Source organism: Rhodococcus sp. C1 (assembly GCF_020809065.1).
In the GTDB taxonomy this organism is placed as follows: Bacteria; Actinomycetota; Actinomycetes; order Mycobacteriales; family Mycobacteriaceae; genus Rhodococcus_F; species Rhodococcus_F qingshengii.
Genome location: NZ_CP078080.1, coordinates 4,569,625 through 4,596,089 on the forward strand (window position 1 = coordinate 4,569,625; position 26,465 = coordinate 4,596,089).

29 protein-coding genes are annotated in these 26,465 nt (G+C 62.3%); 13 read left to right on the top strand and 16 right to left on the bottom strand.

What is annotated here, in order from left to right; all coding sequences use genetic code 11:
* The first annotated feature begins 14 nt into the window (after window positions 1–14).
* Entirely contained in the window at window positions 15–983 is a 969-nt protein-coding gene (locus tag KTR60_RS20800; RefSeq protein ID WP_228401220.1) for a helix-turn-helix transcriptional regulator, read from the top strand.
* Window positions 984–1,079: 96 nt separating this feature from the next.
* Here the strand turns inward: KTR60_RS20800 and KTR60_RS20805 are convergent, their stop codons facing one another.
* A complete protein-coding gene (locus KTR60_RS20805; RefSeq protein WP_003946232.1) occupies window positions 1,080–1,283 on the bottom strand; it encodes a cold-shock protein in 204 nt (67 codons plus the stop codon).
* Between the two features lie 314 nt (window positions 1,284–1,597).
* On the opposite strand from KTR60_RS20805, the gene KTR60_RS20810 reads away from it, so the two are divergent.
* From KTR60_RS20810 to KTR60_RS20820, 3 genes are read left to right on the top strand one after another with little or no spacing between them, the layout of a single operon-like run.
* Window positions 1,598–1,807: a heavy-metal-associated domain-containing protein gene (locus KTR60_RS20810; protein WP_003946267.1), complete on the top strand. Its 210-nt coding sequence runs from the start codon at window positions 1,598–1,600 to the stop codon at window positions 1,805–1,807.
* A gap of 7 nt (window positions 1,808–1,814) precedes the next feature.
* Window positions 1,815–2,729, top strand: a complete 915-nt coding sequence (locus KTR60_RS20815; RefSeq protein ID WP_007729015.1) for a hypothetical protein — start codon at window positions 1,815–1,817, stop codon at window positions 2,727–2,729.
* A complete protein-coding gene (locus KTR60_RS20820; protein ID WP_003946240.1) occupies window positions 2,729–4,990 on the top strand; it encodes a heavy metal translocating P-type ATPase in 2,262 nt (753 codons plus the stop codon). The genes KTR60_RS20815 and KTR60_RS20820 overlap by 1 nt, the downstream gene beginning before the upstream one ends.
* Before the next feature lie 58 nt (window positions 4,991–5,048).
* On the opposite strand, the gene rsmA is transcribed toward KTR60_RS20820, so the two are convergent.
* Genes rsmA through KTR60_RS20835 form a run of 3 tightly spaced genes read right to left on the bottom strand, consistent with a single transcriptional unit; the run spans window position 5,049 to window position 8,241 of the window.
* On the bottom strand, window positions 5,049–5,948 hold the full coding sequence (rsmA, locus tag KTR60_RS20825) for a 16S rRNA (adenine(1518)-N(6)/adenine(1519)-N(6))-dimethyltransferase RsmA (RefSeq protein WP_003946263.1): 900 nt from the start codon (window positions 5,946–5,948) through the stop codon (window positions 5,049–5,051).
* Window positions 5,949–5,957: 9 nt separating this feature from the next.
* Entirely contained in the window at window positions 5,958–7,085 is a 1,128-nt protein-coding gene (locus KTR60_RS20830) for a resuscitation-promoting factor (RefSeq protein WP_099697979.1), read from the bottom strand.
* Between the two features lie 31 nt (window positions 7,086–7,116).
* A complete protein-coding gene (locus KTR60_RS20835; protein WP_042921286.1) occupies window positions 7,117–8,241 on the bottom strand; it encodes a resuscitation-promoting factor in 1,125 nt (374 codons plus the stop codon).
* Between the two features lie 236 nt (window positions 8,242–8,477).
* On the opposite strand from KTR60_RS20835, the gene KTR60_RS20840 reads away from it, so the two are divergent.
* Both KTR60_RS20840 and KTR60_RS20845 read left to right on the top strand, forming a co-directional pair.
* Window positions 8,478–9,926: an amino acid ABC transporter substrate-binding protein/permease gene (locus tag KTR60_RS20840; RefSeq protein WP_003946214.1), complete on the top strand. Its 1,449-nt coding sequence runs from the start codon at window positions 8,478–8,480 to the stop codon at window positions 9,924–9,926.
* Window positions 9,923–10,690 (top strand): amino acid ABC transporter ATP-binding protein, encoded by a 768-nt coding sequence (locus KTR60_RS20845; protein WP_003946239.1) that lies wholly within the window; start codon window positions 9,923–9,925, stop codon window positions 10,688–10,690. The genes KTR60_RS20840 and KTR60_RS20845 overlap by 4 nt, the downstream gene beginning before the upstream one ends.
* A gap of 36 nt (window positions 10,691–10,726) precedes the next feature.
* Here the strand turns inward: KTR60_RS20845 and KTR60_RS20850 are convergent, their stop codons facing one another.
* The 3 genes from KTR60_RS20850 to KTR60_RS20860 form a co-directional block, all read right to left on the bottom strand.
* Window positions 10,727–11,152 carry a DUF6578 domain-containing protein gene (locus KTR60_RS20850; protein ID WP_042448984.1) on the bottom strand — a complete coding sequence of 142 codons (426 nt, stop codon included), beginning with the start codon at window positions 11,150–11,152 and terminating at the stop codon, window positions 10,727–10,729.
* Window positions 11,149–11,532 (bottom strand): DUF6578 domain-containing protein, encoded by a 384-nt coding sequence (locus KTR60_RS20855; protein ID WP_042921287.1) that lies wholly within the window; start codon window positions 11,530–11,532, stop codon window positions 11,149–11,151. Before KTR60_RS20855 ends, KTR60_RS20850 begins: the two co-directional genes overlap by 4 nt.
* A 76-nt stretch (window positions 11,533–11,608) precedes the next feature.
* Window positions 11,609–12,436, bottom strand: coding sequence for a TatD family hydrolase (locus tag KTR60_RS20860; protein ID WP_030536315.1), 828 nt, complete (start codon window positions 12,434–12,436; stop codon window positions 11,609–11,611).
* Window positions 12,437–12,457: 21 nt separating this feature from the next.
* Here KTR60_RS20860 and metG point away from each other — a divergent pair, with 21 nt between their 5' ends.
* On the top strand, window positions 12,458–14,056 hold the full coding sequence (metG, locus tag KTR60_RS20865) for a methionine--tRNA ligase (protein WP_003946248.1): 1,599 nt from the start codon (window positions 12,458–12,460) through the stop codon (window positions 14,054–14,056).
* An 81-nt stretch (window positions 14,057–14,137) separates the two neighbouring features.
* The gene (locus KTR60_RS20870) at window positions 14,138–15,385 is read left to right on the top strand and encodes a DUF2786 domain-containing protein (protein WP_202425863.1); all 1,248 of its coding nucleotides are present in this window, start codon (window positions 14,138–14,140) and stop codon (window positions 15,383–15,385) included.
* On the opposite strand, the gene rsmI is transcribed toward KTR60_RS20870, so the two are convergent.
* The gene (rsmI, locus tag KTR60_RS20875; protein WP_003946264.1) at window positions 15,382–16,212 is read right to left on the bottom strand and encodes a 16S rRNA (cytidine(1402)-2'-O)-methyltransferase; all 831 of its coding nucleotides are present in this window, start codon (window positions 16,210–16,212) and stop codon (window positions 15,382–15,384) included. The genes KTR60_RS20870 and rsmI overlap by 4 nt on opposite strands.
* Window positions 16,213–16,286: 74 nt before the next feature.
* Here rsmI and KTR60_RS20880 point away from each other — a divergent pair, with 74 nt between their 5' ends.
* Window positions 16,287–17,795: a dolichyl-phosphate-mannose--protein mannosyltransferase gene (locus KTR60_RS20880; protein WP_003946230.1), complete on the top strand. Its 1,509-nt coding sequence runs from the start codon at window positions 16,287–16,289 to the stop codon at window positions 17,793–17,795.
* A 72-nt stretch (window positions 17,796–17,867) separates the two neighbouring features.
* Here the strand turns inward: KTR60_RS20880 and KTR60_RS20885 are convergent, their stop codons facing one another.
* The 4 genes from KTR60_RS20885 to KTR60_RS20900 all read right to left on the bottom strand — a co-directional run bounded on the left by KTR60_RS20885 (window position 17,868) and on the right by KTR60_RS20900 (window position 21,152).
* A complete protein-coding gene (locus KTR60_RS20885) occupies window positions 17,868–19,502 on the bottom strand; it encodes a BCCT family transporter (RefSeq protein WP_054188803.1) in 1,635 nt (544 codons plus the stop codon).
* Between the two features lie 84 nt (window positions 19,503–19,586).
* Window positions 19,587–20,018: a DoxX family protein gene (locus tag KTR60_RS20890; protein WP_003946228.1), complete on the bottom strand. Its 432-nt coding sequence runs from the start codon at window positions 20,016–20,018 to the stop codon at window positions 19,587–19,589.
* 48 nt (window positions 20,019–20,066) lie between these two features.
* Complete coding sequence (locus KTR60_RS20895) at window positions 20,067–20,426, bottom strand: GntR family transcriptional regulator (protein WP_003946225.1); 360 nt, start codon at window positions 20,424–20,426, stop codon at window positions 20,067–20,069.
* A 42-nt stretch (window positions 20,427–20,468) separates the two neighbouring features.
* Complete coding sequence (locus tag KTR60_RS20900) at window positions 20,469–21,152, bottom strand: SDR family oxidoreductase (RefSeq protein ID WP_050654500.1); 684 nt, start codon at window positions 21,150–21,152, stop codon at window positions 20,469–20,471.
* 94 nt (window positions 21,153–21,246) lie between these two features.
* On the opposite strand from KTR60_RS20900, the gene arsC reads away from it, so the two are divergent.
* Window positions 21,247–21,600 (top strand): arsenate reductase (glutaredoxin), encoded by a 354-nt coding sequence (arsC, locus tag KTR60_RS20905; protein WP_003946209.1) that lies wholly within the window; start codon window positions 21,247–21,249, stop codon window positions 21,598–21,600.
* Window positions 21,601–21,613: 13 nt separating this feature from the next.
* Here the strand turns inward: arsC and arcA are convergent, their stop codons facing one another.
* Window positions 21,614–22,831: an arginine deiminase gene (arcA, locus tag KTR60_RS20910; RefSeq protein WP_003946210.1), complete on the bottom strand. Its 1,218-nt coding sequence runs from the start codon at window positions 22,829–22,831 to the stop codon at window positions 21,614–21,616.
* Window positions 22,832–22,930: 99 nt separating this feature from the next.
* Here arcA and KTR60_RS20915 point away from each other — a divergent pair, with 99 nt between their 5' ends.
* Complete coding sequence (locus KTR60_RS20915; protein WP_228401221.1) at window positions 22,931–23,419, top strand: FABP family protein; 489 nt, start codon at window positions 22,931–22,933, stop codon at window positions 23,417–23,419.
* A 5-nt stretch (window positions 23,420–23,424) separates the two neighbouring features.
* A complete protein-coding gene (gene soxR, locus KTR60_RS20920) occupies window positions 23,425–23,904 on the top strand; it encodes a redox-sensitive transcriptional activator SoxR (protein WP_003946250.1) in 480 nt (159 codons plus the stop codon).
* Here soxR and KTR60_RS20925 read toward each other — a convergent pair.
* The 3 genes from KTR60_RS20925 to KTR60_RS20935 form a co-directional block, all read right to left on the bottom strand.
* Entirely contained in the window at window positions 23,890–24,372 is a 483-nt protein-coding gene (locus KTR60_RS20925; protein WP_030536322.1) for a DUF2505 domain-containing protein, read from the bottom strand. The two genes, soxR and KTR60_RS20925, sit on opposite strands and share 15 nt — an antisense overlap.
* Before the next feature lie 48 nt (window positions 24,373–24,420).
* Complete coding sequence (locus tag KTR60_RS20930) at window positions 24,421–25,266, bottom strand: SDR family oxidoreductase (RefSeq protein ID WP_007729029.1); 846 nt, start codon at window positions 25,264–25,266, stop codon at window positions 24,421–24,423.
* Between the two features lie 145 nt (window positions 25,267–25,411).
* Window positions 25,412–25,567 (bottom strand): hypothetical protein, encoded by a 156-nt coding sequence (locus KTR60_RS20935; protein ID WP_003946253.1) that lies wholly within the window; start codon window positions 25,565–25,567, stop codon window positions 25,412–25,414.
* Between the two features lie 479 nt (window positions 25,568–26,046).
* On the opposite strand from KTR60_RS20935, the gene KTR60_RS20940 reads away from it, so the two are divergent.
* A complete protein-coding gene (locus KTR60_RS20940) occupies window positions 26,047–26,463 on the top strand; it encodes a helix-turn-helix domain-containing protein (RefSeq protein WP_003946231.1) in 417 nt (138 codons plus the stop codon).
* The last annotated feature ends 2 nt before the right edge of the window (window positions 26,464–26,465 follow it).

A 26,465-nucleotide genomic window follows, 5' to 3' on the forward strand; every position in this document is an offset into this window, starting at 1 on the left:
GCAGACTTCTGGCCATGAAGGAGACATCGGCTCGCCTACTGCGGTTGCTGTCACTGCTCCAGACGCGTCGAGACTGGTCCGGTGCCGAACTCGCAGACAAACTCGCGATCACCCCGCGCACGGTTCGACGTGACGTGGACCGCCTCCGCGATCTCGGCTATCCGGTCGACGCGACAGTCGGAGTCGGTGGCGGATATCGCCTGGGTGCCGGCGCGGAGATGCCCCCGCTACAGCTCGATGACGAAGAAGTGCTCGCGGTGGCACTTTCACTGCAATCCGGAGCGACCGGCTCTGTGGTCGGCATCGGCGAGGCTTCGATGCGCGCGCTGGCGAAGCTGCGGCAGATCATGCCGTCGAGGCTGCGACACCGTCTGGAGTCGCTGTCGATCGACGTCGTGCCACGCGAGCCCGCCGCGAGCGCAGTCGATGCGTCGGTCTTGTCCGCCATCGCGTCGGTGTGCCACAACCACGAACGCCTGCGATTCGACTACTGCACTCACGACGGCACCCAGAGCCGGCGCGAGGTGGAACCGTACCGGCTCGTACGGTCGGGTGTCCGGTGGTATCTGGTGGCCTGGGATCTCGCTCGCGAAGACTGGCGATCATTTCGCGTAGACAGAATGGAACCCAAGATCCCCACCGGCCCACGATTCGTGCCGCGGGAACTACCCGCCGGCGGTGCAGCAGACTTCGTGTCCCGCGGTGTCGCTCGGGCCTATTCCTCCACGCGCGCAACAGTTCTACTGCATGCACCCATCGAGCAGATAGCACCCATGGTCAACGAACAGTGGGGATCGGTGGAGTCCACCGACGAAGGGCGTTGCGTCATAGTGCTTTCGGGCACTTCTCTGCGATCGATCGCACACTGGCTCAGAGCTTTCGACGTCGATTTCACCGTTGTGAATCCACCTGAACTCCGCGAAGAATGCCGCACGATCGCGGCGGAAACGACAGTCGCCACTCAGCGGTATCTGGATGCATGACAGCGTTTTTCACTCAAATACAACAAGACCCCAACTCCGAAGAGTTGGGGTCTTGTCAGTACGTCATGCGTCGGTTGCCCGACTCACATGGACGTCTTAGACGATGGTAACGCCGGTGGCCTGCGGGCCCTTGTTGCCCTGACCGATCTCGAACGCCACGCGCTGGTTCTCCTCGAGAGTGCGGAAGCCGCCACTCTGGATCTCGGAGTAGTGAACGAAGACGTCAGCGCTGCCGTCTTCGGGAGCGATGAAGCCGAACCCCTTCTCGGAGTTGAACCACTTCACGATGCCCTCTGCCATGTAAATCTCCTCTAACACAGTGTCAACAGGCAGTCGCTTCGACCGCCCGGGTCACTTACTACGACCGTTCTGAGACAAATCCGTGGAGGATGTCCAAACGCTCGCAACCTAACCATTTGCGAGCGTGGAAACACAAACACAAACACTTACGACCACCACAAGTAGACCACACATCCGCCGTGTTGTCTTCCCTGAGGCCTTCATCACTGCCCAGCCCGTTGACATGCATACCCCCTGGGGGTACCTTCGATTGCAGAGCGATACCTACACCGGGTATCCGTAAAATAAGCTTTCCACAACCGAAGGGACCTGCGATGACCACCGCCGAATACACCGTTTCCGGAATGACCTGCGGACACTGCGTCGGATCCGTCAAGGAAGAGATCGGCAACATCGCGGGAGTAACCGCGGTGGATGTCGAACTGGCGAGCGGACGCGTCGTTGTCACCAGCGATGCTCCCGTCTCCGCAGCCGACGTCGTCGCAGCAGTCGACGAAGCCGGCTACGCAGTCGTACCAAGCTGAGTCAGCCGTGCGCACCTCGACAACACTTGCCGCCTACGCCGTAGGGCTGGTCGCCGTCTTCGGCGCCGCCCTCGGCGTGGGGGCCGCAATCGGAAGCCCGATAGACATGTCCACCACCCAGCACAGCACCCACGAATCAACCACCGAATCGATGCCAGGCATGGATTCGGCAACACCTGCAGGACTCGAAGTCTCTTCCGGCGGATACACACTCACCGATGTGACCGCACCCGGTCGAGCTGGGGAGCCGGGAACCTTGACCTTCCGGATTCTCGACGACACCAACACGCCCGTCGTCGATTTCGACCTCCTGCACGAGAAGAAACTCCACCTCATTGTCGTCCGAAACGACACCAGCGAATTCCGCCACGTACATCCGTCCCTCGCTGCAGACGGCACCTGGTCGATCGACTGGGCCTGGCCCGCCGCCGGCACCTACCGAGTCTTCGCGGACTTCGATCCCACCGACGGCACCCAACTGACACTCGGCCGAAACTTCGACGTGGCAGGCGAATTCACTCCCGCGCCGCTACCTGCGAAGAGCGCGACCGCAACCGTCGACGGATACACCGTGACTCTCGACGGTGATCTGACCACTGCCGGCGGCCCGATCACGCTGAGCGTTGCTCGCGACGGAGCCCCGGTCACCGATCTCGATCCGTACCTCGGTGCCTTCGGTCACCTCGTTGCCCTGCGCACCGGCGACCTCGCCTACCTGCACGTGCACCCCGAAGGCGAGCCAGGCGACGGCGTCACAGCTCCTGGTCCGGACATTTCCTTCCACGCACAGGCACCGAGCGAAGGCACATACCGGCTGTTCCTCGACTTCCAGCACGAGGGCGTGGTTCGGACCGCCGAATTCACTGTTGATGCAGGCACTTCCACGGCTTCAGTTCCAGACAATCACGAGGGAGGGCACTGATGACGTCACCGACTGCGGTCGACAATGCTGCCAACTCGAGCAGCGTCGAACTCGCGATCACCGGGATGACCTGCGCCTCCTGCGCGTCACGAATCGAGAAGAAGCTCAACAAGATCGACGGCGTCACAGCCACCGTCAACTACGCGACGGAGAAGGCCAAGGTCACCTTCCCGGACGGGGTGCCCGTCGAAGATCTGGTCACTGCCGTCGAGAATGCCGGCTATTCCGCCGCGCTCCCCAAACCGCCCAGCGCGCCGGACACCGTCGACCCGGATGCGGAAACCCCGCAGGATCGTGATCTGCGCGAGCTTCGTACCCGCCTGATCATCTCGACTCTTCTCTCCGTGCCGGTCATCGCTATGGCGATGATTCCTGCGCTGCAGTTCGATAACTGGCAGTGGCTCTCCCTCACGCTGGCCGCACCGGTCATCGTGTGGGCGGCCCTCCCCTTCCACCGGGCTGCCTGGGTGAACCTGCGTCACGGCGCGGCCACGATGGACACGCTCATCTCGCTGGGCACCATCTCGGCCTTCGTCTGGTCGCTCTACGCACTGTTCTTCGGCACTGCGGGCGAAGCCGGTATGAAGCACGCCTTCCGGTTGACGGTCGACCGGATGGACGGCAGCGCCAACATCTACCTCGAAGTTGCCGCGGGCGTCATCACGTTCGTGCTGGCCGGACGCTACTTCGAGCACAAGTCCAAGCGCACGTCCGGCGCCGCACTACGCGCACTCATGGAGCTCGGTGCGAAAGACGTCGCGGTATTGCGCAACGGCGTCGAAGTACGAATCCCCGCCGAAGAACTGGCAGCGGGCGACTCCTTCATCGTCCGGCCCGGCGAGAAGATCGCCACCGACGGCATCATCACCGAGGGCCGCTCAGCCGTCGACATGAGCATGTTGACGGGTGAATCCGTGCCTGAGGAAGTCGGTGTCGGGGACACTGTCGTCGGCGCCACCGTCAACGTCGGTGGAACCTTGACCGTCGAGGCAACCCGGGTCGGGAGCGACACCCAACTCGCCCAGATGGCGGCACTGGTCGAAGACGCCCAGAACGGCAAGGCCGAAGTTCAGCGCCTCGCCGATCGGATCGCCGGTATCTTCGTACCGGTCGTCATCGCGATTGCCGTTGCGACACTGGGCTACTGGCTCGGCACCGGTAACCCTATCGAGATGGCCTTCACCGCTGCTGTCGCCGTGCTGATCATCGCGTGCCCCTGTGCCCTCGGATTGGCAACGCCCACAGCCCTGTTGGTGGGCACGGGTCGCGGAGCTCAGATGGGAATCCTCATCAAGGGACCCGAGGTGCTCGAATCGACGCGCGCAGTCGACACCGTCGTGCTCGACAAGACGGGAACCGTCACCACCGGTCAGATGACATTGCTGGACACCGTGGTGGGCGAAGGAACAACCGTCGACGAGGTCCTTCGGCTGGCGGGCGCACTCGAACATCGCTCCGAGCACCCCATCGCCGCAGCGATCGCGAAGGGTGCGACCGAAGCTGTGGGCGAATTGCCTACGGTCGAGGATTTCGTGAACGTCGCCGGGCGCGGCGTGCAGGGAATGGTCGACGGTCACGCCGTCGTCGCGGGCCGAGACGCGCTGCTCGCCGACTGGTCGATGCCGTTGCCGGAAAATCTCCGCGAGGCGAAGGCTGCAGCAGAGAAGGCCGGGCGCACCGCAATCGCGGTGGGCTGGGACGGCAAGGCGCACGGCATCCTCGTGATCGCCGACGCGGTCAAGGACACGAGCGCCGAAGCAATCGCGCAGTTGAAAGCACTCGGCCTCGAACCGGTTCTGCTGACCGGTGACAACGCCACCGTTGCTCGCACTGTCGCGGATCAGGTCGGGATCAGCACCGTCTTCGCCGAGGTCATGCCTGCGGACAAGGTCGACGCCGTCAAGAAACTGCAGGCGGAAGGACGCGTCGTGGCCATGGTCGGCGACGGCGTGAACGACGCGGCAGCCCTGGCTCAGGCCGATCTCGGCCTGGCGATGGGCACGGGTACCGACGTTGCGATCGAGGCCAGCGATATCACTCTGGTGCGAGGTGACCTGCGGTCGGCAGCCGATGCAATTCGACTGTCCCGCAAGACGCTCAAGACCATCAAGGGCAACCTGTTCTGGGCATTCGCCTACAACACGGCTGCGATCCCGCTGGCTGCGGCCGGCCTGCTCAACCCGATGCTCGCCGGTGCCGCAATGGCATTCAGCAGTGTGTTCGTGGTGAGCAACAGCCTGAGGTTGCGGCGGTTCAAATAAGGGGGCAAGCCCCTGTGCGCGGTTAGGGAGTCCCTGCACTCCTTAACCGCGCACGGGACTATTCGCCTCCAGCCAGCCGAACGAAGGCTGCTGCGTCGAGCATCTCACCACGCGTCTGTGGCTCGATGCCGGCAGCGAGGAGCCGTCGTTCGGCCTCGGCAGGCGAACCTGCCCAACCGCTGAGCGCGGCACGCAAAGTCTTGCGGCGCTGCGCGAATGCGGCGTCGATCGCCGCAAAAACCTGCTTGCGGTGTTTCTCGTCCATCGGCCACGGCGGCTCCGCATACCGGTCGATACGAACCAGACCTGATTCCACCTTCGGCACCGGCCAGAACACGTTGCGTCCGACGGCACCGGCGCGGCGAACCTCGCCGAAGAAGTTGGCCTTGACGCTGGGAACGCCGTAGATCTTGCTTCCCGGATCAGCCGCCAGGCGATCGGCAACCTCGGCTTGCACCATCACGAGTGCGGTCCGCAGACTCGGAAGCGACGCGAACAGGTGCAACAGCACCGGCACCGCGACGTTGTACGGCAGGTTCGCGACCAGCGCGGTCGGCTCGCCGGGAATCTGCGAAGGCAGCACACGCATCGCGTCGGCTTCGACGACGGTCAGGCGATCGGCCAGTTCCGGCGCTCGCTCGGCCACCGTCTTCGGCAGGCGAGCCGCGAGGTTGGGATCGATCTCGACCGCGATGACCCGATCGACCACGTCCATCAGCGCCATCGTCAGCGAACCGAGACCAGGCCCTACCTCGAGAACGACGTCGTCACGTGTCACGCCTGCCGTGGTGACGATGCGCCTCACGGTATTGGCGTCGTGAACGAAGTTCTGCCCCAACTGTTTCGTGGGCCGGACACCGAATTCCTCGGCAAGAGCGCGCACCTCGACCGGACCGAGCAGGGCCGCCTGCCCGCGCGGAGTAGCGATGGGTTCGTTCGATTGTTCGGCGTCTGACACCAGTAGAACTTATCCCAGTCCGAGGCGACCCGAGCACGACGGCCATGCGCCCCAGCCCTGAGTGCGCTGGGTCTGTGTCGCAATCGCGATCTGTTCTTCACGGGTGGCGAGGTCGGCGCGGGGCGCATACTTCAACCCGCCCTGTCGTTCCCAGGTGTTCTGGTCGAACTGCACGCCGCCGTAGAAACCGTTGCCGGTGTTGATGGCCCAGTTACCGGTGGCCTCGCACTGTGCGAGCGCATCCCACGTCGAACCGTTCTCCACGGGCGGCACCTCGGTGCCCGGCTTCGTTCCGACACGCACGACCTTCGGCTGCGCCGGTGTGGTGATCGTCTCCGAGACCTGGGTACGTCCGGCTTCGACACCGTTGACGAGATTCACGGCGAACGTCACGTCACGCACGCCGGGCACGCCCGGGTTCTCGACGATCGTGCGGCTCTGGTTCATCGTCGGATCCTCGATGCGCTGATCCGGCGGATCGAGCGGCAAGGTCTCGACCTTGTTCTCGGTGCGGTTGCGCGTCACCGTGACCTCCAGGCCCTCGGTCAGTGGAGCGTCGGCGGCGGGAACCACCGTGTCCGACTGCTCGAGCGGAGTGCCGTTGGCGGTAAGGAACTCCCCGACCGTCGGCGCCGCGATACGCACGTCTGCTGCCGCGTTTGCGCCGTCGACCAGTTTTGCGACGACCGGTGTCAGCACGTCGAGCGCGGCGCCGTCCAGCGGAAGACGCTGCGAGCGCGAAGCCGACACGTGCACATCCGCCGCGACGTCCAACTGCTTCAACGCGTCGTCGACGGTCAAGGCTGTGGTCCAGAGCTTCTGCGGCTGACCGTCGACCGTCAGCGTGATCTCACGGGCACGACGGAGCACCACGGTGTCGCCGTCGGACAGCGTAGCGTCGGCCGCGGGAGCAACTGCATCCTTGTCACCGATCGGGTAACCCGCGTCCTCGAGAGCGCCGTCGACGTTGGTCGACATGGTGCTCAGGCGAATCTGCTCACCGTCGACATCGAGAGTGATGGTCTTGTGCCGGACGACGGCCAGAACACCACCCACGAGAACCGTCAGGAGAAGAGCGGCGATCGCCGAGTACAACAACGGCGACCTGGTCGAGTTGATCTTGGCGAACGGTGACATCGGTTCCTGTGTTCTGTGAGGTGTGAGCGCGTCAGCGCAGGCCCAATTTGCTGGTGCAGGACGGCCAAGCACCCCAGCCCTGACCGGCGCGGACTTTCTCGCCGATCGCGATCTGCTGTTCACGTGATGCGAGGTCGGCGCGAGCTGCGTACTGACCGCCGCCGAATGCTTCCCAGGTGCTCTGGGTGAACTGAAGTCCTCCGTAGAAACCGTTGCCGGTGTTGATGGCCCAGTTTCCGGTCGCCTCGCACTGAGCAATGGCATCCCACGTCGACGCGTTGGACACAGCGGGAGCGGAAGCCTGCTTGGTACCGACCTTCACCACTGCTGCGACCGGTTCCTTGATCACGGTCGCGGACAGTTCGGTTCGTCCGGCCTCGACGCCGTTGACGGTCTTGACCTCGACAGTGGCCGTGCGCTCACCCGGAACACCCGGGTTCTCGACGACGGTCTTGTCCTTCTCTAGCTCGGGATCCTCGACCTTGTTCTCCGGCGGCGCGATCGGCTGCGTCTCGACGCGAGTGTCCGTGCGGTCGCGAGTGACCTGGATGGTCAGGCCGTTGGTAACGGGTGTGTCGGCGGTGGGAACCACCGAGTCGGCCTGCTCGAGCGGCGCATTCTTGGCCGCGAGAAGATCACCGACGGTCACGGCGGCGAGCTTGACCTCCGCCGCGGGAGCGCCACCGTCGCTGACGCTGACGGTCTTCGGGCTGACGACGTCGAGCTCGGTCCGTTCGAGCGGCAGACGATGCGAGCGCGAAGCCGAGACTGCGAAGTCGTCGGAAACATCTACCTGCTTCAATGCCTCGTCGACCGTCAATGCGGTGGTCCAGATGGTGGTCGGCTGACCGTCGACGGTCAGAGCCAACTCACGGGCACGGCGCAGTACGACGGTATCGCCATCGGACAGGGAGGAATCGGCACTGGGTGCGAGCGCGTCCTTGGGATCGACCGGGTATCCGGCGTCCTCGAGAGCGGTACCGACGCTGCTCGACATCGTGGACAGCGAAATCATGTCGCCGTCGACATCGAGGGTGATCGTCTTGTGCCGAACCACGGCGAGCGCACCCCCGACGATGAGCGTCAGAAGCAACGCACCCACCACTGAATAGAGAAGTGGTGACTTCGTGGAGTTGATCTTGGCAAAAGGCGACACAGGAAATCCCAAGGCAGACGACGTTCGATCACAATACGGTAACGACCGAGCGTTGTATCGGCAACCAAATCACAACGAAATGCGACTTTTGTCACGGAACGGCAACGGCGTGTCGTGTGTTCTGCACTTTCCGGCTCCGATACCCGTGTATCGATTCAGCTCTGGGCGCAGTATGTTCTCGTCTGGTTCAAAGCAGTCCGGCGATCCCGGGCGCGACAGAAGAAAGCTGGGCGATAGTGCGAAGAAGATTCGACAGACCACGTAATGCCAGGTGGCCGATCCTGGCCATCCTGCTGGCGCTGATCGCAGCGCTGTTCGCCCCCGGAATCGCGAGCGCGCAACCCGGCCGCACCTACACGATCGCCACCGATCTGACATTCGCGCCGTTCGAATTCGAGAACGAAGACGGCAAACTTGTCGGCATCGACATCGACCTACTCAATGCGATCGCCGAGGACCAAGGCTTCAAGGTCGACATCAAGCAGCTCGGCTTCGACGCGGCCCTTCAGGCCGTGCAGGCCGGGCAGGCGGACGGCGTCATCGCGGGCATGTCCATCACCGACGCCCGCAAGCAGGTGTTCGACTTCTCCGACCCGTACTTCGAGTCGGGCGTGCAGATGGCGGTCCTCGAGACCGACAACGACGTGAAGTCGTACGAGGATCTGAGGGGCAAGCGCGTCGCCGTCAAGAACGGCACCGAGGGCGCCAGCTTCGCCGAGTCCATCAAGGACCAATACGGCTTCACCACAGTCTATTTCGCCGACTCCGCCAGCATGTACGACGAGGTCCGCACCGGGAACTCCGTCGCAGTCTTCGACGACTACCCCGTCCTCGCCTACGGCATCACACAGGGCAACGGCCTCAAGACGGTCACCGAAAAAGAGGTGGGCGCGAGCTACGGCTTCGCAGTCAACAAGGGCCAGAACGCCGAACTGCTCCAGATGTTCAACGCCGGACTGCAGAACCTGCGCGACGACGGCCAGTACGACGAAATCGTCTCGACCTACCTCGGTCAGGGCGCGTCGACGTCGGACAACTCCATCATCGGCTTGATCAAGAGCACCTACCCGCAGCTTCTCAAGGGCCTGTGGTTGACGATCGTTCTCTCCGTCGTCTCGATCGCGATCGCTCTGGTCCTAGGCGCGATCTTCGGTCTCTGCCGCGTGTCCACCAACATGTTCGTCCGAGGTATAGGCACAACCTACGTCGACATCTTCCGCGGCACACCGCTGTTGGTGCAGGCATTCTTCATCTACTTCGGCATCCCGGCAGCCCTGCATTTCCAGATGTCCGCCTTCACCGCAGGCATCATCACGCTCTCGCTCAACGCCGGCGCGTACATGGCTGAAATCGTCCGCGGCGGCATCCTGTCCGTCGACAAGGGACAGATGGAGGCGTCACGAAGCCTGGGCATCAGCTACATGAAGTCGATGCGAAAAGTCATCATGCCGCAGGCAATTCGCACGATGATCCCGTCGTACATCAACCAGTTCGTGATCACCCTCAAGGACACGTCGATCCTGTCGGTCATCGGACTCGCCGAGCTCACTCAGACAGGGCGCATCATCATCGCGCGCAACTTCCAGTCGTTCAACATGTGGCTGATCATCGGCGTCATGTACTTCATCATCATCATGGCGCTCACCAAGCTGTCTAACCGCCTCGAGAAGAGGATCAACAAGTGACCGAAACAGCCGTCAACATGGGCAAGTCCGCCACCGAGGTCAAGATTTCGGTCAAGGGACTGAAGAAGTCGTTCGGCGACAACGAGGTCCTCAAGGGCCTGGACGTCGACATCAAGAGCGGTGAAGTGGTCTGCGTCATCGGGCCTTCCGGTTCCGGCAAGTCGACCTTCCTGCGTTGCCTCAACCGCCTCGAAGACATCACCGCCGGATCCGTGCGCGTCGACCAGTTCGACCTCACGAACAAGGATGTCGACATCGACAAGGTGCGCCAGCACATCGGGATGGTGTTCCAGCACTTCAACCTGTTCCCTCACATGAGCGTCGTCGAAAACGTGATGCTCGCTCCGGTGCAGACCGGGCGATCGACCAAGGAGCAGGCTCGCGAGATCGCCGTCAAACTGCTCGGCCAGGTCGGTCTCGCGGAGAAGGCAGATGCCAAGCCCGCCAGCCTGTCCGGTGGGCAGAAGCAGCGCGTTGCCATCGCCCGCGCACTCGCGATGAGTCCGGACATCATGCTCTTCGACGAGGCCACCAGCGCCCTCGACCCCGAAATGGTGGGTGAGGTTCTGCAGGTGCTGCGCGACCTCGCCAAGCAGGGCATGACCATGGTCGTCGTGACCCACGAGATGGGCTTCGCCCGTGAGGTTTCCGACCGAGTCATCTTCATGGCCGACGGATACATCGTCGAAGAAGGTAAGCCGGAGAGTCTGTTCGGCAACCCCCAGCAGCAGCGCACCCAGGACTTCCTGGCGAAGGTTCTCTAGGGGCAAGCCCCCTGTGCGCCTTTTTGGTAGTGGGGACTACCGGAAAGGCGCACGGGTGGTGGCCAATTCGACGACCAGCCCGGTCTCGATCCGATTCTGCGGCTCGAAGTCGAAGTCGCCGAACCTTCGGAACCACCGAGGACTGGCCTCGACCCTTCGATAGGTCTCGCTACCTTCGACGGGCAACCACATGCGTGGACTTCCGACTTCCTCGTACGTCGTCGTGACCACGAGAATCCCGAGCACCACACCGGTGGTCACGACTCCAGACGCCGGCATCCCGCCGTGAACCCAACCGTCGAAATCGTCGTCCTGCGATCGCGGTGTCAATGTCCACGAGCATGGTTCACCGACCACCGGAAACGGCCCGCAGCACTCGACTTCGACCGCGTCGACATGAACGCTGACGATCCGGACCGAAGAGTCGACCGGCGTCGGCTCAGTGAAGCTGTGCGCCCTCATCCCCTCGCGGGAAGAGCAAGCTCGACGACAACGGCCGTCTCCATCCAGCCACGACGACCGGCAACCAGCGACGACATGCCGCGAAAAGACCGTGGGACCTTCTCGACTCGAACGTGATCGGTGCTCCCAGGTACCAATACCCAGTGCCTGGGTTCTTGTTCGACAAACTCGCCGCGCTCGAGTCGGATCGAGAGAACGATCCCGGCCGTAGGTTCCACGTCGTCGGGATAGATTCCTCCATGAACCGTCCCGTCGAACCACAGCGACTCACGTGTGGGGTGCAAAGCCCACGCAGATTTTTCGCCGACCACCGGCAACGGTGCACAGCACTCGAATTCCCACGTTTCGATGCGGACTGTGACCACGTTGTAGTCATTCATCTGAATACTCCGCGCAGTAGACGAACCGGGACACGACCGTCCCGGGCGCGGAGTTACCTGTCAGACCACCATAGCGTCAGAGCTTGTAGACGCGCTCCGCTGTCGCCGTGGACGCTGCTGCCAGCGCCTGCGGATCCTCACCGCGGATGTCTGCGAGCGCGCGCACTGTGTACGGCAGGCAGTACGACTCGTTGGGCGCACCGCGGAACGGGTGCGGCGTCAAGAACGGCGCATCCGTCTCGACGATCAGTTGATCCGACGGCACCAACAGCGCGGCCTCACGCAGCGCCTTCGCATTCTTGAAACTCACGGTTCCCGAGAAACTCAACACGTAGCCCGCGTCGATGCACGCACGGGCCATCTCCGAATCCGAGGAGAAGCAATGGAACACCACGGTCTCCGGCGCGCCTTCCTCGTGCAGCACCCGCAGCAGGTCCTCATCGGCTTCGCGATTGTGAATCATCAGCGTCTTGCCGAGACGCTTCGCGAGGTCGATGTGCCACCGGAAACCGTCGACCTGCTCCTCGATGGTGGCGCACCCTTCGAGCTTGCCTGGCCAGTAGAGATCCAGCCCGGTCTCCCCCACCGCGACGACCCGCGGATCGGACGCCAACCGTTCTATCTCGGCTCTGGTGTCGACATCGAGGACGTTCGCCCTGGTCGGATGGATTGCGACGGCTGCGTAAACCCTCGAATCCCAGTTCGCAGCGTCGACGGCAAAGCGTGCGGCATCAAGGTCGTCGGCCACCGTGACGACCCGTCCGACGCCGACGGCTTCGGCCCGATCGACAATTTCGGCCACGGTCGCAGCGTCGTGCGCACCACAGGCGTCGAGGTGCGTATGTGCGTCGATCAGAGGCGACAAGGGCTCAGGGGCATCGGGGGCGGGACGGTCTTTGCTCACGCCCGATAGAGTAAGCCCACCATGACTGTGCCTGCCTCACCCTCCCAGACCCCGCGCCCGGACTCCGCTGCCCCGGAAGGCGCGGAACGATCGCCGTTCTACATCACGACAGCGATCGCGTATCCCAACGGCGCTCCGCACATCGGCCACGCGTACGAGTACATCTCCTCGGACGCGCTCGCCCGTTTCAAGCGGTTGGACGGTCATGAAGTGTTCTTCATGACCGGCACCGACGAGCACGGTCTGAAGATGCAGCAGACAGCGATCAAAGAGGGCATCGACGTCCGCGAACTCGCGGCTCGGAACTCCGACGTGTTCCAGAACCTCGACAAGGTCCTGAACATCTCGTACGACCGGTTCATCCGCACCACCGACGCCGATCATCAGGTCGCCAGCAAGGCGATCTGGGAAAAGATGGCCGCATCGGGCGACATCTACCTCGACACGTACTCGGGGTGGTATTCGGTTCGTGACGAGGCCTTCTACACCGAAGCCGAGACCACGCTTCTGGACGACGGCACCCGTCAGTCGACGGAGACCGGCACCCCGGTGGAGTGGACCGAGGAGTCCAACTACACCTTCCGTCTCTCGGCCTACGAGGACCGTTTGCTTGCTCTGTACGAAGAGCATCCCGAGTTCATTGCCCCCGCGACTCGTCGCAACGAGATCGTCAGCTTCGTCAAGGGCGGCCTCAAGGACCTGTCGATCTCGCGCACCACGTTCGACTGGGGCGTCGAGGTTCCCGGAGACCCCGACCACGTCATGTACGTCTGGGTCGACGCCCTCACCAACTACCTGACCGGCGTGGGTTACCCGAACGTCGACTCGGCGGAGTTCGAGAAGTTCTGGCCCGCGAGCCTGCACATCATCGGCAAGGACATCACGCGTTTCCATACCGTGTACTGGCCGGCGTTCCTCATGTCTGCCGGCATCGAACTGCCGGAGCGGGTCTTCGTCCACGGGTTCTTGTACAACAAGGGCGAGAAGATGTCGAAGTCGGTCGGCAACGTCGTCGACCCCATCGCGATGGTCGATCAGTACGGCCTCGACGCGGTCCGCTTCTTCCTGCTCCGCGAGATCTCGTACGGCCAGGACGGCAGCTACAGCCACGAAGCAATCGTGACGCGTATGAATGCAGACCTGTCCAATGAACTGGGCAACCTCGCGCAGCGTTCACTGACGATGGTCGCGAAGAACTGCGATGCCCAGGTACCGACCCCCGGCGAGTTCACCGAGGACGACCTGGCGATGCTGGCGTCGGCGGATGCCCTGCTTGCCAAGTGCCGCAGCGAGTTCGACGTGCAGGCGCTGCATCTCGCACTGGAAGCCATCTGGGGCGTTCTCGGCGAGACCAACCGGTACTTCTCCAAGCAGGAACCGTGGGTTCTGCGCAAGACGGATCCGGCACGCATGGCGACGGTTCTGTACGTGACGCTCGAAGTGGTCCGTATCGTCGGGCTTCTCGTTCAGCCGGTGATGCCCGACGCGGCGTCACGCATCCTCGATCTGCTTGGCCAGAGCGAAGAGAACCGGCAGTTCGCCGACATTGCGGTTCGCATCGACGCGAACCGGAAACTGCCTGCTCCGGCGCCAGTTTTCCCCCGCTTCGTCGAGGAATGAGCTAAGCGAGAGTGCCGCACGTGGGGTCCGAGATATCCGGTTACAGGCGGATGTGTCGGACCCCACGTGCACACTCCAGCCATGACGACGAATAGAACATACATTCGAACCAGCGCTTCGGCGCAGACACTGCCATGGAACGGAGCGCGGGTGTCCACTCAGGAGGTCAGCCCTCAATCCGTTTCCGCGGTGCGAGATCTCGTTTCCGAACTGTCCGCGGCGTACGACCGCGGATGGCAGCCGGCGGATCTGATTCATCTGGCGCGTCGAAGCAAAGAAGCGTCCGACGCCGATCTCGCCGCCACCACCATCCTGTTCGACGCGAAGGCGTCGCGCGCCTCCGATCGCGCTCCGCTCGAATGGGTGGGGCAGTTGCAGACAATCGGCGAGCAGTATCCGAAGTCTCGGCACATCGCTTCTCGAATCACCGTGGACGACGACGTTTTTCGCTCCCTCGCGGCCGGCCTTCTGTTCCAGGATCCCTACTTCCTCGTTTCGCAGATCGTCGACGTCGCGCGATCGTGGATGCGCCTACCTCAGTGGACGGTGTTGCTCGCGCCACCATCCACCTGGCCGTCGCAACGCACCGATACCAGCTATGCCGGCGTCGGCGATACCGAGGTCGACGCCAAGGTACTCAAGCGAATTCGTGGACTACTCGCCAAAGCGGAAGCAACCAACTTCGCGGAAGAAGCCGAGATTTTCACCGCGAAGGCCCAGGAGTTGATGACCCGGTACGCCATCGACTCCGCACTGCTCCACAGTCGCGCCGGGGTCACCGACACATCCGTCAATGCCCGACGCATTCACATCGAGAACCCGTACGTGAAGGAAAAGGTTCACCTCCTGACCGAGATCGGCGAATCGAATCGTGTCAGGACTGTCTGGTTCAGCGACATTGCACTCGCGACCGTCGTCGGCACTCCGGTCGACCTTCAGCAAGTCGACATGCTGTTCACTTCCCTGCTCGTACAGGCAACCCGTGCAATGCAATTCGCCGACTCGAGCAATCGTGGCGGCTCACGCACCACCTCGTTCCGCAAGGGATTCCTGGCCGGGTTCGCCAGCCGCATCGGACACCGCCTGCGTGACGCCGGCACCAAAGCCACCGCCGAAGCGGCCGACGCGGCATCGATGGACGTCGCGGATCTTCTGCCGATCCTCGCCACCACATCCGAGGCCGTCGACGCCGAATTCGATCGATTGTTCCCGACAACCCGCAAGACTCGCGGACGGTCCGTGGACGCCGAAGGCTGGCACGCCGGCCAGGCTGCAGCCGACGACGCCAACCTGCGTCCCGGCGCACCCGCCGTGAACCGCTCCCGCTAGTCCTTTCGAGCGGCCAGGACCGTCTCGTACAACTCACGCTTGGAGACTCCGGCCGTTGCGACCAGAGCACACGCGTCCTTCAATCGTGCTCCCCCCTCGACCAGCCTTTCCACCTCGTCGACCAGATCGGCAGGATCAGATGCCACCAGCACTGCGCCTTCGAGCACCACCGTGATCTCACCGCGAACGCCCTCGGCGGCCCAAGCAGCTAACTCCCCGAGAGTGCCGCGCTTCACTTCCTCGTAGGTCTTGGTCAATTCCCGGCACACGGCCGCGCGGCGATTCGGCCCGAGCACTTCCACCGCATCTGCGAGGCAGTCGGCAAGGCGATGAGGCGCTTCGAAGAACACACACGCTCGCTGCTCGGTTGCCAAGGCAGAGAGCCACGTCTTGCGCTGCCCCTGCTTACGCGGCGGGAACCCGTCGAAGCAGAACCGCTCGACGGGCAATCCGGAGAGTGCCAGCGCCGTCGTCACCGCCGACGGACCGGGCAAGCACGTGACGGCGAGGTTCTCGGCTACGCAGGCGGCGACAAGGCGATATCCGGGATCGCTGACCGACGGCATGCCCGCGTCCGTGACCAGCAGGACGGTCTTGCCTTCGGCGACGTCGGCGACCAGCGCGGGCAGCCGGGAAATCTCGACCTGATCGTAGAAACTGACGATCTTCCCGGTGATGGTTACCTCGAGCGCGGACGCCAGAGACTTGGTGCGTCGTGTGTCCTCCGCAGCAACGACGTCGGCGGTTGCGAGAGCAGACCGAAGACGCGGAGACGCGTCACCGACATCTCCCATGGGTGTTGCGGCGAGTACCAAGCGACCAGTCATACCTGACAGCCTACGATTGCCAGGTGACTGTGCAGACGGACGAGCGGCCAACGCCCGCCACGAGCGATCGGGTAATGCGTAGTCCCGGCCCGCTGGTACCGGATCCTGATTTCGGCCCGACCGACAGATTGCGCGGCTGGATTGTCACCGCTTTCGTCACCGCTATCGCGGCGATCACACGCTTCACGATGCTCGCCTACCCGACCGACGCCGGCACACCTGTCTTCGACGAGAAGCACTACGTTCCGCAGGGCTGGCAAGTTCTGACCGGTGGCGGCATCGAAGACAATCCCGGTTACGGATTGGTGGTACACCCGCCGATCGGTAAGCAGATGATCGCGATCGGCGAAGCACTCTTCGGTTACAACGGTTGGGGGTGGCGATTCTCGTCGGCCCTGGTCGGGACACTGATGGTCTTGCTGATCATCCGGATCGTGCGCCGCATGACGCGGTCCACGCTGATCGGCGCGATTGCCGGAATCCTGCTCATCGTCGACGGCGTCACCTTCGTCTCCTCACGCCTGGGGATGCTCGACATCTTCCTGGCTTTCTTCGTTCTCGCCGCCCTCGGATGCCTGGTGGTCGATCGCGACCAAGTCCGCGAACGGATGGCGAAGGTATACGAAGAGGGCCGAATCGGCGACTCTGCCTGGGGTCCGCGGCTGGGTTTCCGGTGGTGGAGGTTCGGCGCCGGCATCCTGCTCGGCCTGGCCTGCGGAACCAAGTGGTCCGGCATGTACTTCATTCTGTTCTTCGGATTGCTCAGTGTTGCCTTCGACCTGTCAGCGCGCCGCGCCTACCGCGTGCAGCGCCCATGGGTCGGCACTGCAGTTCGCGACATCGGGCCTGCTCTGTATGCGTTGGTGATCATTCCGCTCGGTGTGTACCTCGCGAGCTACTGGGCCTGGTTCACCAGCGAGACCGGCGTCGACCGTCACGCCGTCGGTAACGAGATCGGTGAGGGCGGCACATGGAGCTTCATTCCCTCCGCGCTGCGCTCACTCTGGTACTACAGCGGAAACGTTCTCCAGTTCCACGCCGGTCTGACCAACTCCGCCGGAAACCACCACCCGTGGGAGTCGAAACCGTGGACGTGGCCGATGGGGCTACGACCGATGCTCTACTACTACGCCGACGGCGAGCAGGTCACCGGTTGCGGGGCCGCCAGCTGCGTCAAGGCCGTGATGCTGATCGGCACACCGGCGATGTGGTGGCTGGCCCTACCGATGTTGGCGTGGGCGATCTGGCAGACGTTCGTGCGCAGGGACTGGCGATACGCCGTGGTCCTGACGGGCTACGGTGCCGCTTACCTCCCGTGGTTCGCGACGCTCGACCGCCAGATGTACTACTTCTACGCAGTTGCACTCGCCCCGTTCATGGTCATGGGATTTGCGCTGGTCCTCGGCGATGTACTGGGCAAGGCGAGCGCGTCCGTCGAGCGTCGTACCACCGGACTTCTGGCAGTCAGTCTGTACATCGGTCTGGTCGTGGCCAACTTCGTCTACCTCTGGCCGATACTCACCGCCATGCCGATCACGCCGGAATCGTGGCAGAACCATCTGTGGTTGCCCAGCTGGAAATAACCGGACGACAAAAGGGGCACCGAACCGCAGTTCGGTGCCCCTTCACGGTTCAAGTCCTACTCCGCTCAAGTCCTACTCCACTGACTTATCCACACGGCGTCCTCGGCGCGGGCGTAGGAGAGCACGTTTCTGCTCCTTCGCCGCAATGATGATCGGGTCGTGCGAAAGATCCTTGTACAGCGAGAAGCACAGTCCGATCATGACCAGCACGAACGGCGCCGCAGCGATGATCGTCATGGTCTGCAAGCCGTCGAGCGCTTCGGAACCACCGGTCCACAGCAGAAGCGCCGCGACGCCACCGGTCAACATGCCCCAGAACACCACGACCCAGCGACTCGGTTCGAGCGTTCCGCGCTGCGAGAGCGTCCCCATCACCATCGACGCAGCGTCGGCGCCGGAGACGAAGAACACTGCGACGAGCAGCATGACCAGGACAGTCGTCACTCCGGCCAACGGCAGATTGTCGAGCATGCCGAACAGTTGAGCCTCTTCCGAGCCTCGGCCGGACAAGCCGATTCCGTCGCGTTCCTCACCGATGCCTGCGCCGCCGAAGATCGCGAACCAGAGCAAGCTGACAGTCGTGGGAACGGCGATGACGCCGACGATGAACTGGCGGATCGTGCGGCCGCGGCTGATGCGGGCCAGGAACATGCCGACGAACGGCGTCCAGGACACCCACCATGCCCAGTAGAAGATCGTCCACGACGAAAGCCACGCGCCGGTTTCAGGATTCGACGATGCACCCGTGCGGGCCGACATCTGGGCGAGGTCGGAAACGTATGCACCAATGGTCGTCGGGAGCAGATTGAGAATCAGCACGGTCGGCCCGAGAACGAACACGAACAGGGCCAAGATCAGCGCTAGCACCATGTTGATGTTGGAGAGCCACTGAATTCCCTTGGCCACACCGGAAACTGCCGAAGCGACGAACGCCAGGGTCAGCACCGCAACGATGGCCACGAGCAGGAATACGCCGGCTTCTTCCATCCAGCCGACTACCTCGAAACCGGAGCCGATCTGAAGTGCGCCGAGCCCCAAAGATGCTGCGGTGCCGAAAAGTGTCGCAAAGATTGCCAGGATGTCGATGACCTTGCCGATCGGCCCTTCGGCTTTGCGACCGAGCAACGGGATGAAGGCCGAACTGAACAGTTGCTTGCGTCCTCGGCGATACGACCCGTACGCAATGGCAAGGCCCACAACGGCATACATCGCCCAAGGATGAAGACCCCAGTGAAACATGGTGGTAGCCATGGCAGTTCCGACGCCACCGTCGGTACCGGGAGGCGGAGTCACGTAGTGCGCAAGCGGTTCCGCGACACCGAAGAACATCAGGCCGATGCCCATGCCGGCGCTGAACATCATGGCGATCCAGCTGACGGTTCGGAACTCGGGCTTCTCACCGTCTTTGCCCAGCGGAATGTCGCCGAATCGACTGACAGCGAGGTAGATGGAAAACAGCACGAAAGCCGAAGCTGCGAGTACGAAGAGCCAGCCGATGTTCGTCACCAACCAGCCGAGAACACTTCCGGTTACCGAGTTCAGGTTGTCGGGAGCTACGAGACCCCACACGACAATAGCCAGCACCGCTGCGGCCGCCACGGAAAACACCACGTAGTCGGTCCGAACGCCTACCCGAGTAAAGCCCGTTTCCGGGCGCTCTTCGTTGGCCCCGGAATCTTGTTCGGATCGATCAGATTTCGTCACCATAGATGACTACGTTCGTCACTTTGTGGGCCAAAAGCAAGCTGGAAGGCGGGCTCAACAGCCGTTGAACCCGCCTTCTCACCCCGATCAAGCTGGGGTTTTAACCCAACCGTTGCCCTTGCCGATCAATCCGTCGATGCTGATGCGTCCTGCGCCGATAACAGCGATCAAGAGCGAACCGACACCGAGTGCGACGACGAGTTCATAGCCGCCGTTGTCTATGAAGACGCCCTTGTCGGCGTGCACGATGAAGAACGCGCCGACCATGTCGAGGAACAGCAGTGCGCCGACGAGCGGGGTCAGCAGACCGGCGATGAGCAGGATGCCGCCACCGAGTTCGATGGATGCTGCCAGAACTGCAGAAATCTTGGGGAGCGGGGCGCCCATCCCTTCGAATGCGGCCTGCGTTCCGGCGATCTTGTAGGTGAAGAACTTCTGCCAACCGTGGGCGATGAAGATGATCCCGAGGCCGACACGGGCGATGAGGAGTCCGAGGTCACGAGCAATCGACGAATTCATGAGCCAAGACTGACAGCTTCAAGTTGAAGCGTCAACTTAATCAATGTGTCACGCACCTCTCAATGCCGACTCCACCATGGCGACGATCTCAGTGTCGGAGTACCCGAGCGAGCGGACCTTATGCGCAAACGCTGTCGCCGCCTGCTCCGCCTGCGCCTGCACCGGATCGGTCCCCGAAGCGATGAACGTCCCTTGCTTTCCCCTCGTCTCGATCACGCCCTGATCGCTGAGCGCGCGATAAGCCTTCGCGACGGTGTTGGCCGCCAATCCCAGCTCCGAGGCCAATGCACGCACCGTCGGGATCTTGGTTCCCGCAATCAATCCGCCGCCGTGAACCTGCTCGATAATCTGTTGCCGCAGTTGGTCGTACGGAGCTGTGGAGGAATCGTGTTCGATCGCGATCTTCATCGTCACCCTCGTCGTATCTTCTCGGTCACAGCATCTTCTCTCTCACAAACCCTCGATCGCTTCGCGGATCGTATGCGGGCCGGAGGTCAGAACCAATATCTTGCCGACACTGGACGGCGCGTCGATGAGCGCTTCGATCACTGCGGCGACATCTGCACGAGGCACAGAGCCTCGATCGACGGGTGGCTCTGCAAGAAGGACTTCACCGGTGGGGTCGTCGTCTGTCAGAAGTCCTGGCCGAAGAATCGTCCAATCCAGCGAAGTCCTTGTCTTCAGGTCTTCCTCCGCTGCCGTCTTCGCCCGCAGGTAGGCGGCAAAAATCTCGTCGGTGTTCTCCGGTATTTCGTCACCAGCACCCATGGCGCTGATCTGTATGAACCGACGCACTCCCGCTTTCTCGGCGGCATCGGCCAACAGCACCGCCGCAGCTCGGTCTACGGAGTCCTTCCGCTCGATCGAGCTACCAGGTCCGGCGCCCGCGGCGAAGACCGCGACGTCGGCACCGTCGAGTACCTTCGCAACTTCCTCGACCGTGGAGGATTCCAGATCGATCACCACGGGGAACGCGCCGAGTGTGCGGACCGCACCCTCGTGCGCGGAGTTGCGGATCAGCGCTACCGGCCGATCACCATGTCCTGCCAGCAGGTACGTCAGGTGCTGCGCGATCTTGCCGTGCCCACCGGCAATGACCACGCGCCGTTCGTCCACACTTCGATGTTCCGTCATCGTTTTCTCCTCACAAGTCGGTACTTCAAGTGCAGCGCGCCGGAGGTGTCCGTTGTTCCCCTGTTTGTCCCACGAGTTCGGACACAGAGGCAGAATGACGGACATGGCATCTGCAACCATCTTCCACAATCAACGGTGCAACACGTCGCGGACTGTTCTCGGACTTATCCGCGACGCCGGCATCGAACCGACCATTGTGAAGTACCTCGATACTCCGCCTACCCGATCCGAGCTGGAAAAACTCCTCGCCGACGCCGGCCTCGAGCCCAGCCAAGCCGTTCGCAAGCGCGAAACGCAGTACAAGGAACTCGGGCTCGCCGATGCATCCGAATCCGAGATCCTCGACGCGATGATCGAGCACCCAATTCTGATCGAACGCCCGTTCGTGGTCACCGACAAAGGCACCGTCCTCGCGCGGCCTGCAGCCAAGGTGGAAGAAATTCTCTGACAGCGTCGACGGCTTACAGCGGATCGCGGGCGATCGGGCAGGACATGCACCGAGGACCACCTCGGCCGGACCCCAGTTCCGAACCCGCGATTCGCAAAACCTCGATACCCGAGGCCTCCAGCCTGGCGTTCGTTTCGACGTTGCGCTCGTAAGCGACGACGACGCCAGGCTCGACGGCGAGGGTGTTGTTTCCGTCGTCCCACTGCTCACGCTCGGCAGTCACCGTGTCGAGTCCGGTGTCGATCACACGCAGTTTTCCGATTCCCATGGCGTCGGCCGCCGCTTCGAGGAACGGCGTCGCACCGCGAATACTCACCCCGTCGTCTTCCTTGCGCAGAGTGAACGCCGCCAGGGTGTCCTGAATGGCCGGATACATGACGACCGCGTCGGCCTCGACCATGGTGCAGACCGTGTCGAGATGCATCGACGCTCGGCGTTGCTCGATCGGAACAACCAACACCGTGTGGGCGAGGCCGTCGTCGAACACGCTACGCGCCAATGCTTCTGCTCCGGCGGGTGACGTACGTTCACCGACACCGATTGCGATCACCCCCGGCGCGAGAAGCAGCACGTCACCTCCCTCGACAGGAGCCGTGTGCGACTCGTACGCGCGGCGCACGCCTTTGAATCGAGGGTGATGCGCGTAGACGAGATCCGTTATCGAGGATTCGCGAGCTCGCGCTGACAACGCCAAGGACGTGATGATGACCCGTGGCCCGACCCAGAACGACGAATCACGGGTGAAGAGCAAGTTGGGCAACGGGTCGATCACGAAGTCACCGCCGTGATGCATCCTGCGCACCAACGAGGTCGAGTCGGCATCGATCGGCAATTCGTCGAACGTCATTCCTGCAGTAAGGATCGACGAAAGCTCCTTCGGCTCCACCTTTCGCAGGTAGGCGGCCAGGTGTTGCCCGAGCGCGTGGCCGATCTTGCGTGCGTCGACGGCGGCCGCGATTCCCTGGATCCTCGCTGCGCCACTGACCTCGAGCGCCTCGGTGAGGAGATCGGACAAAAGCAGTACCTCGACGCCGCGCTCACGAAGGACGGTCGCAAACTGATCGTGTTCTTCCTGCGCGCGGTCCACCCACGGCAACGCGTCGAACAGCAGCTCGTCGTTGTTGCGCGGAGTCAATCGTTTCAACTCGTCGCCAGGACGATGAAGAATGACCGATCGCAATCGGCCCACCTCGGAATCGACACCGAGGGGGACGGAGCCAGAAGCGTTCATGAGTGAACACTAATCCCGTAGGCCCCACCCAGCAGGGATAAGCAGCTGTCGTACCGGCCCGCGTAACCTCTGATCCGACGCAGGCGAGAGGACCAGGCAATGAGTAGTACGGATCAGGCGGCGCTGAACGGCGCCGGAATCGAGAGGTTCACCGGGCGCTGGGTCGGCGCTGGAGCCGGACATTTCCCCACCATCGACGACTTCGAGTACTCCGAGGAGATCGAGTTCGCGCCCACCCCGAAACCGTTTCTCACCTACTCGTCGCGCACTCGTGGGCTCCCCGACGGACGACCGCTTCACATGGAATCGGGATACCTGCGCCCAACACCGGGTGGTGAGCTCGAATTGCTGGTCAGCCAGCCCACCGGATTCGTCGAGATCCATCGCGGCACCCTCGACTCCGAAGGTACTCTCGCCTTGACCCGTCTCACGCTCGCAGCATCACCCGACGCAAAACCGGTTCACGACGTTCGGCGAGTCATGCGCGTTCAGGGCGACACGCTGACATACGACCTGTGGATGGCGCACGGCGACACCCCGCTGGCGCATCATCTCCACGCCACCCTCCACCGCGCGACGGACCGGTAGTCGCCATGGAGATGCCGTCGTGGAAGGCAAAGGAACTCACGCCCGGCCAGCTCTCCGAGCGCAGCGGTGTCGCCGTCTCGGCCCTGCATTTCTACGAACGAGAAGGCCTCATCGTCAGTCGCCGGACCAGCGGAAACCAGCGCCGATACCAACGAGACACGCTTCGACGCGTCGCCTTCATCAGAATCTCGCAACGCGTCGGCATTCCGCTGTCGGAAATCAGAGAGGCCCTCGGCACACTTCCTGAAGGCCGTACCCCGAACCGCGCAGATTGGGAAAGATTGTCGACCGGGTGGCGGCGCCACCTCGATCTACGCATCGAGCAACTGGAACGTCTACGGGACAACCTCACCGGTTGCATCGGTTGCGGGTGCCTCTCGTTGGAGGGGTGCGCCCTCGCCAACCCGCACGATCAACTCGCATCCGCCGGCCCGGGTGCGCGCGTTCTCGAAGTAGATTTCGGTGCAGGCTCAGGCGAGAAATGACTCGACGGCGTCCCGATCGCGCCCCAGCAAGTCCTCGACGGTCTTCTTCAGCAACTTCTCGATCTGGCCGCCGATGATCGGCATCTTCACCTCAGCCGTTCCGTCGACGACCAACCGCGTGCAGGACTCGGCGGCGGTGAGATCGAGCGTCGTCTCGATTCGGATCGGCAGTCCCCGCGCGATTCCGGTGACCGACCCTGCTGCACGCCCGTCCGACAGAGGTCCCCACCGATCGACCCGTTTCAGACCGAGCCGACTCGGCGCAACCTTGGCGACCAGGCTCGGGAGGGAGGCGGAGTCGATTTCCTCGGACACGGATACTTCGATCGATCCGTCTCGAACTTCGATGTCCGAGGTGGCATAAAGGTCTCCGAGTCTGCCTTTCCAATAATTCGGGTCGGTCAAAGTTCGATGCACGTCGTCGATCGGATATTTGAATTCGATATCGAAGTGAAAACTCTTCGGCATGACTTTGGTCCCTATTCGACTAGATAAAAGTCCCGGCGGAGTTAACGCTCATCGCTTGAGCAATTTACTGAACTGGTCGTTCGCTTTTTGCATCACGAACTCGTAAGGCAGGGCGAATTTGCGCGCCCACCAGTATCCGAATCGGATGTCATTGGACGTATATACGAGGTACGTATTCTTCTCGATTCCCCGCAGAATGCACGACGCCACCTTCTCCGGGGAGACAGCACGCGCCTCGAACCGGTGCGTGAGTTTTTCGACCCGCGGGTCGTTCCTGTCGATACCCGCTATTTCCACAGTTCCCACCAATGGCGTCTTCACCCCACCCGGCACAACCAGACTGACCCCGATTCCGTGCCGCTTCAGATCGAATCGCAGCACCTCGGACACCCCGCGAAGGCCGAACTTGCTCGCACTGTAGGCGGCGTGCCACGGCAGGGCCAAAAGTCCGGCAGCCGAAGACACGTTGACCAGGTGTCCACCCTTGCCGGCACGAATCATGGGTGGAACAAACGTCTCCATGACATGGATCGGCCCCATCAGGTTGACGTCCACCATGGACTTCCAATGCCGATGTTCGAGGTTCTCGATAGTTCCCCACGCTGAAATGCCGGCGATATTCATGACGACATCCATCGAAGAAAATTGAGTGTGAATCTCGGTACCGAATTTCACGACCTCGTCGTAGTCCGAGATATCGAGTGCCTTCGCCATGCTGACCGTGCCGCCGCCGGCGCCGACCATCGCGACCGTCTCTTCCAATCCGACGCTGTTGATATCGGTGAGAAACAATTCGGCGCCGACCTCTGATGCACGCAGCGCAGTTGCACGTCCAATTCCACTACCGGCGCCGGTGATCAGGCATTTCTTGCCGTCGAGCGACCTTACAGACATGGATGAACACTCCCCCGCACTCGTACTGTGGACATGCGGGAAAGTCTACGCACGCACGGTGCGGCCGCCCTGAAACACGCAAGGCGACCTGCGGGGCACGGCCGTACTCCGCGCAAACACCGCACAGAGACGACCGCAGCGAGCACTAGAGACGCTGCATCATCTGCTCTTGATAGCCCTTGACCGTACGGTCGAGTTCTTCCGCCGCTACATCGTCCCCACGCTTGCGTGCGTCGTGGGCTCGATCCTGAATTTCACGGATTGCGCGGCGCAATTCATCATCGCTCATCGTGTGTTTCATGTCACAATTCTGCACCCACTCGGAGGGTTTAGCTAGCACAGATCGCAATCCGGCAAACCGTTCAAGGTTCAACCCGGAGGTGATCCGCATGACATCGCAACCAGCCACCCTGATCGCGACCCCAAACCTTCAAACATCGCTTGAACTGCAGTTTTTCAATCGAAATAGTTGTGAAAAACCAGGCTAACGCATAGCTAATATCGCCAAAACGGGTAAAAGGTTTGATATTGGGCAGATTGGCCAAGTACTGGAAGGTTCGAATAGCGCAGTCGTAGCTGCACATTTCCGTGTGGCGGAAACTCAATGTGCGCTGAGACATAGCTGAGCACTCATTGGCCGGACGAATCGAATCTCGGACACATTTGACAACTAGTCCACTAAACAGACTACGGTGAGCTACCGATCGGTTATCCGCGTGATACCGTAGGATTCACTGAACGGACAATTGCTAGCTAGAGAGGATTACGGGGCGGTTCACAATGGCTGACTTTGCAGAACGATTGAACAAACTGTTCGACAGTGTTCATCCTCCGGGGCGCAAACCCCATACCAACGCCGAGGTTGCGGCAGCGCTCATCGAAGACGGCCATCAGATCTCCAAGCCGTACATCTCGCAGCTCCGCTCGGGACAGCGCACCAACCCCTCAGACGAGACAGTCGCAGCCTTCGCCCGGTTCTTCAAGGTGAAGCCCGACTACTTCTTCAACGACATCTACGCAGCCAAGATCGATCACGATCTCGAACTGCTCTCACAGCTCCAAGGCTACGGGCTTCGCCGCCTCTCGAGCCGTGCATTCGACCTCTCGGAAGAATCGCAGAATCTACTCACCACGATGGCTGAAAAGCTCCGCGCGAGTGAAGGTTTGCCAGAGGTTCCGCCTGACGCGTCACGCTGATG

Excerpts from the sequence above, each read along its gene's own strand:
- KTR60_RS20800 (WP_228401220.1), top strand. The coding sequence starts at position 15 with ATGAAGGAGACATCGGCTCGCCTACTGCGGTTGCTGTCACTGCTCCAG.
- KTR60_RS20805 (WP_003946232.1), bottom strand. The coding sequence starts at position 1,283 with ATGGCAGAGGGCATCGTGAAGTGGTTCAACTCCGAGAAGGGGTTCGGC.
- KTR60_RS20810 (WP_003946267.1), top strand. The coding sequence starts at position 1,598 with ATGACCACCGCCGAATACACCGTTTCCGGAATGACCTGCGGACACTGC.
- KTR60_RS20820 (WP_003946240.1), top strand. The coding sequence starts at position 2,729 with ATGACGTCACCGACTGCGGTCGACAATGCTGCCAACTCGAGCAGCGTC.
- KTR60_RS20830 (WP_099697979.1), bottom strand. The coding sequence starts at position 7,085 with ATGTCACCGTTCGCCAAGATCAACTCGACCAGGTCGCCGTTGTTGTAC.
- KTR60_RS20850 (WP_042448984.1), bottom strand. The coding sequence starts at position 11,152 with ATGAGGGCGCACAGCTTCACTGAGCCGACGCCGGTCGACTCTTCGGTC.
- KTR60_RS20855 (WP_042921287.1), bottom strand. The coding sequence starts at position 11,532 with ATGAATGACTACAACGTGGTCACAGTCCGCATCGAAACGTGGGAATTC.
- metG (WP_003946248.1), top strand. The coding sequence starts at position 12,458 with ATGACTGTGCCTGCCTCACCCTCCCAGACCCCGCGCCCGGACTCCGCT.
- KTR60_RS20870 (WP_202425863.1), top strand. The coding sequence starts at position 14,138 with ATGACGACGAATAGAACATACATTCGAACCAGCGCTTCGGCGCAGACA.
- rsmI (WP_003946264.1), bottom strand. The coding sequence starts at position 16,212 with ATGACTGGTCGCTTGGTACTCGCCGCAACACCCATGGGAGATGTCGGT.
- KTR60_RS20880 (WP_003946230.1), top strand. The coding sequence starts at position 16,287 with ATGCGTAGTCCCGGCCCGCTGGTACCGGATCCTGATTTCGGCCCGACC.
- KTR60_RS20885 (WP_054188803.1), bottom strand. The coding sequence starts at position 19,502 with ATGGTGACGAAATCTGATCGATCCGAACAAGATTCCGGGGCCAACGAA.
- KTR60_RS20890 (WP_003946228.1), bottom strand. The coding sequence starts at position 20,018 with ATGAATTCGTCGATTGCTCGTGACCTCGGACTCCTCATCGCCCGTGTC.
- KTR60_RS20895 (WP_003946225.1), bottom strand. The coding sequence starts at position 20,426 with ATGAAGATCGCGATCGAACACGATTCCTCCACAGCTCCGTACGACCAA.
- KTR60_RS20900 (WP_050654500.1), bottom strand. The coding sequence starts at position 21,152 with ATGACGGAACATCGAAGTGTGGACGAACGGCGCGTGGTCATTGCCGGT.
- arsC (WP_003946209.1), top strand. The coding sequence starts at position 21,247 with ATGACGGACATGGCATCTGCAACCATCTTCCACAATCAACGGTGCAAC.
- arcA (WP_003946210.1), bottom strand. The coding sequence starts at position 22,831 with ATGAACGCTTCTGGCTCCGTCCCCCTCGGTGTCGATTCCGAGGTGGGC.
- KTR60_RS20915 (WP_228401221.1), top strand. The coding sequence starts at position 22,931 with ATGAGTAGTACGGATCAGGCGGCGCTGAACGGCGCCGGAATCGAGAGG.
- soxR (WP_003946250.1), top strand. The coding sequence starts at position 23,425 with ATGGAGATGCCGTCGTGGAAGGCAAAGGAACTCACGCCCGGCCAGCTC.
- KTR60_RS20925 (WP_030536322.1), bottom strand. The coding sequence starts at position 24,372 with ATGCCGAAGAGTTTTCACTTCGATATCGAATTCAAATATCCGATCGAC.
- KTR60_RS20930 (WP_007729029.1), bottom strand. The coding sequence starts at position 25,266 with ATGTCTGTAAGGTCGCTCGACGGCAAGAAATGCCTGATCACCGGCGCC.
- KTR60_RS20935 (WP_003946253.1), bottom strand. The coding sequence starts at position 25,567 with ATGAAACACACGATGAGCGATGATGAATTGCGCCGCGCAATCCGTGAA.
- KTR60_RS20940 (WP_003946231.1), top strand. The coding sequence starts at position 26,047 with ATGGCTGACTTTGCAGAACGATTGAACAAACTGTTCGACAGTGTTCAT.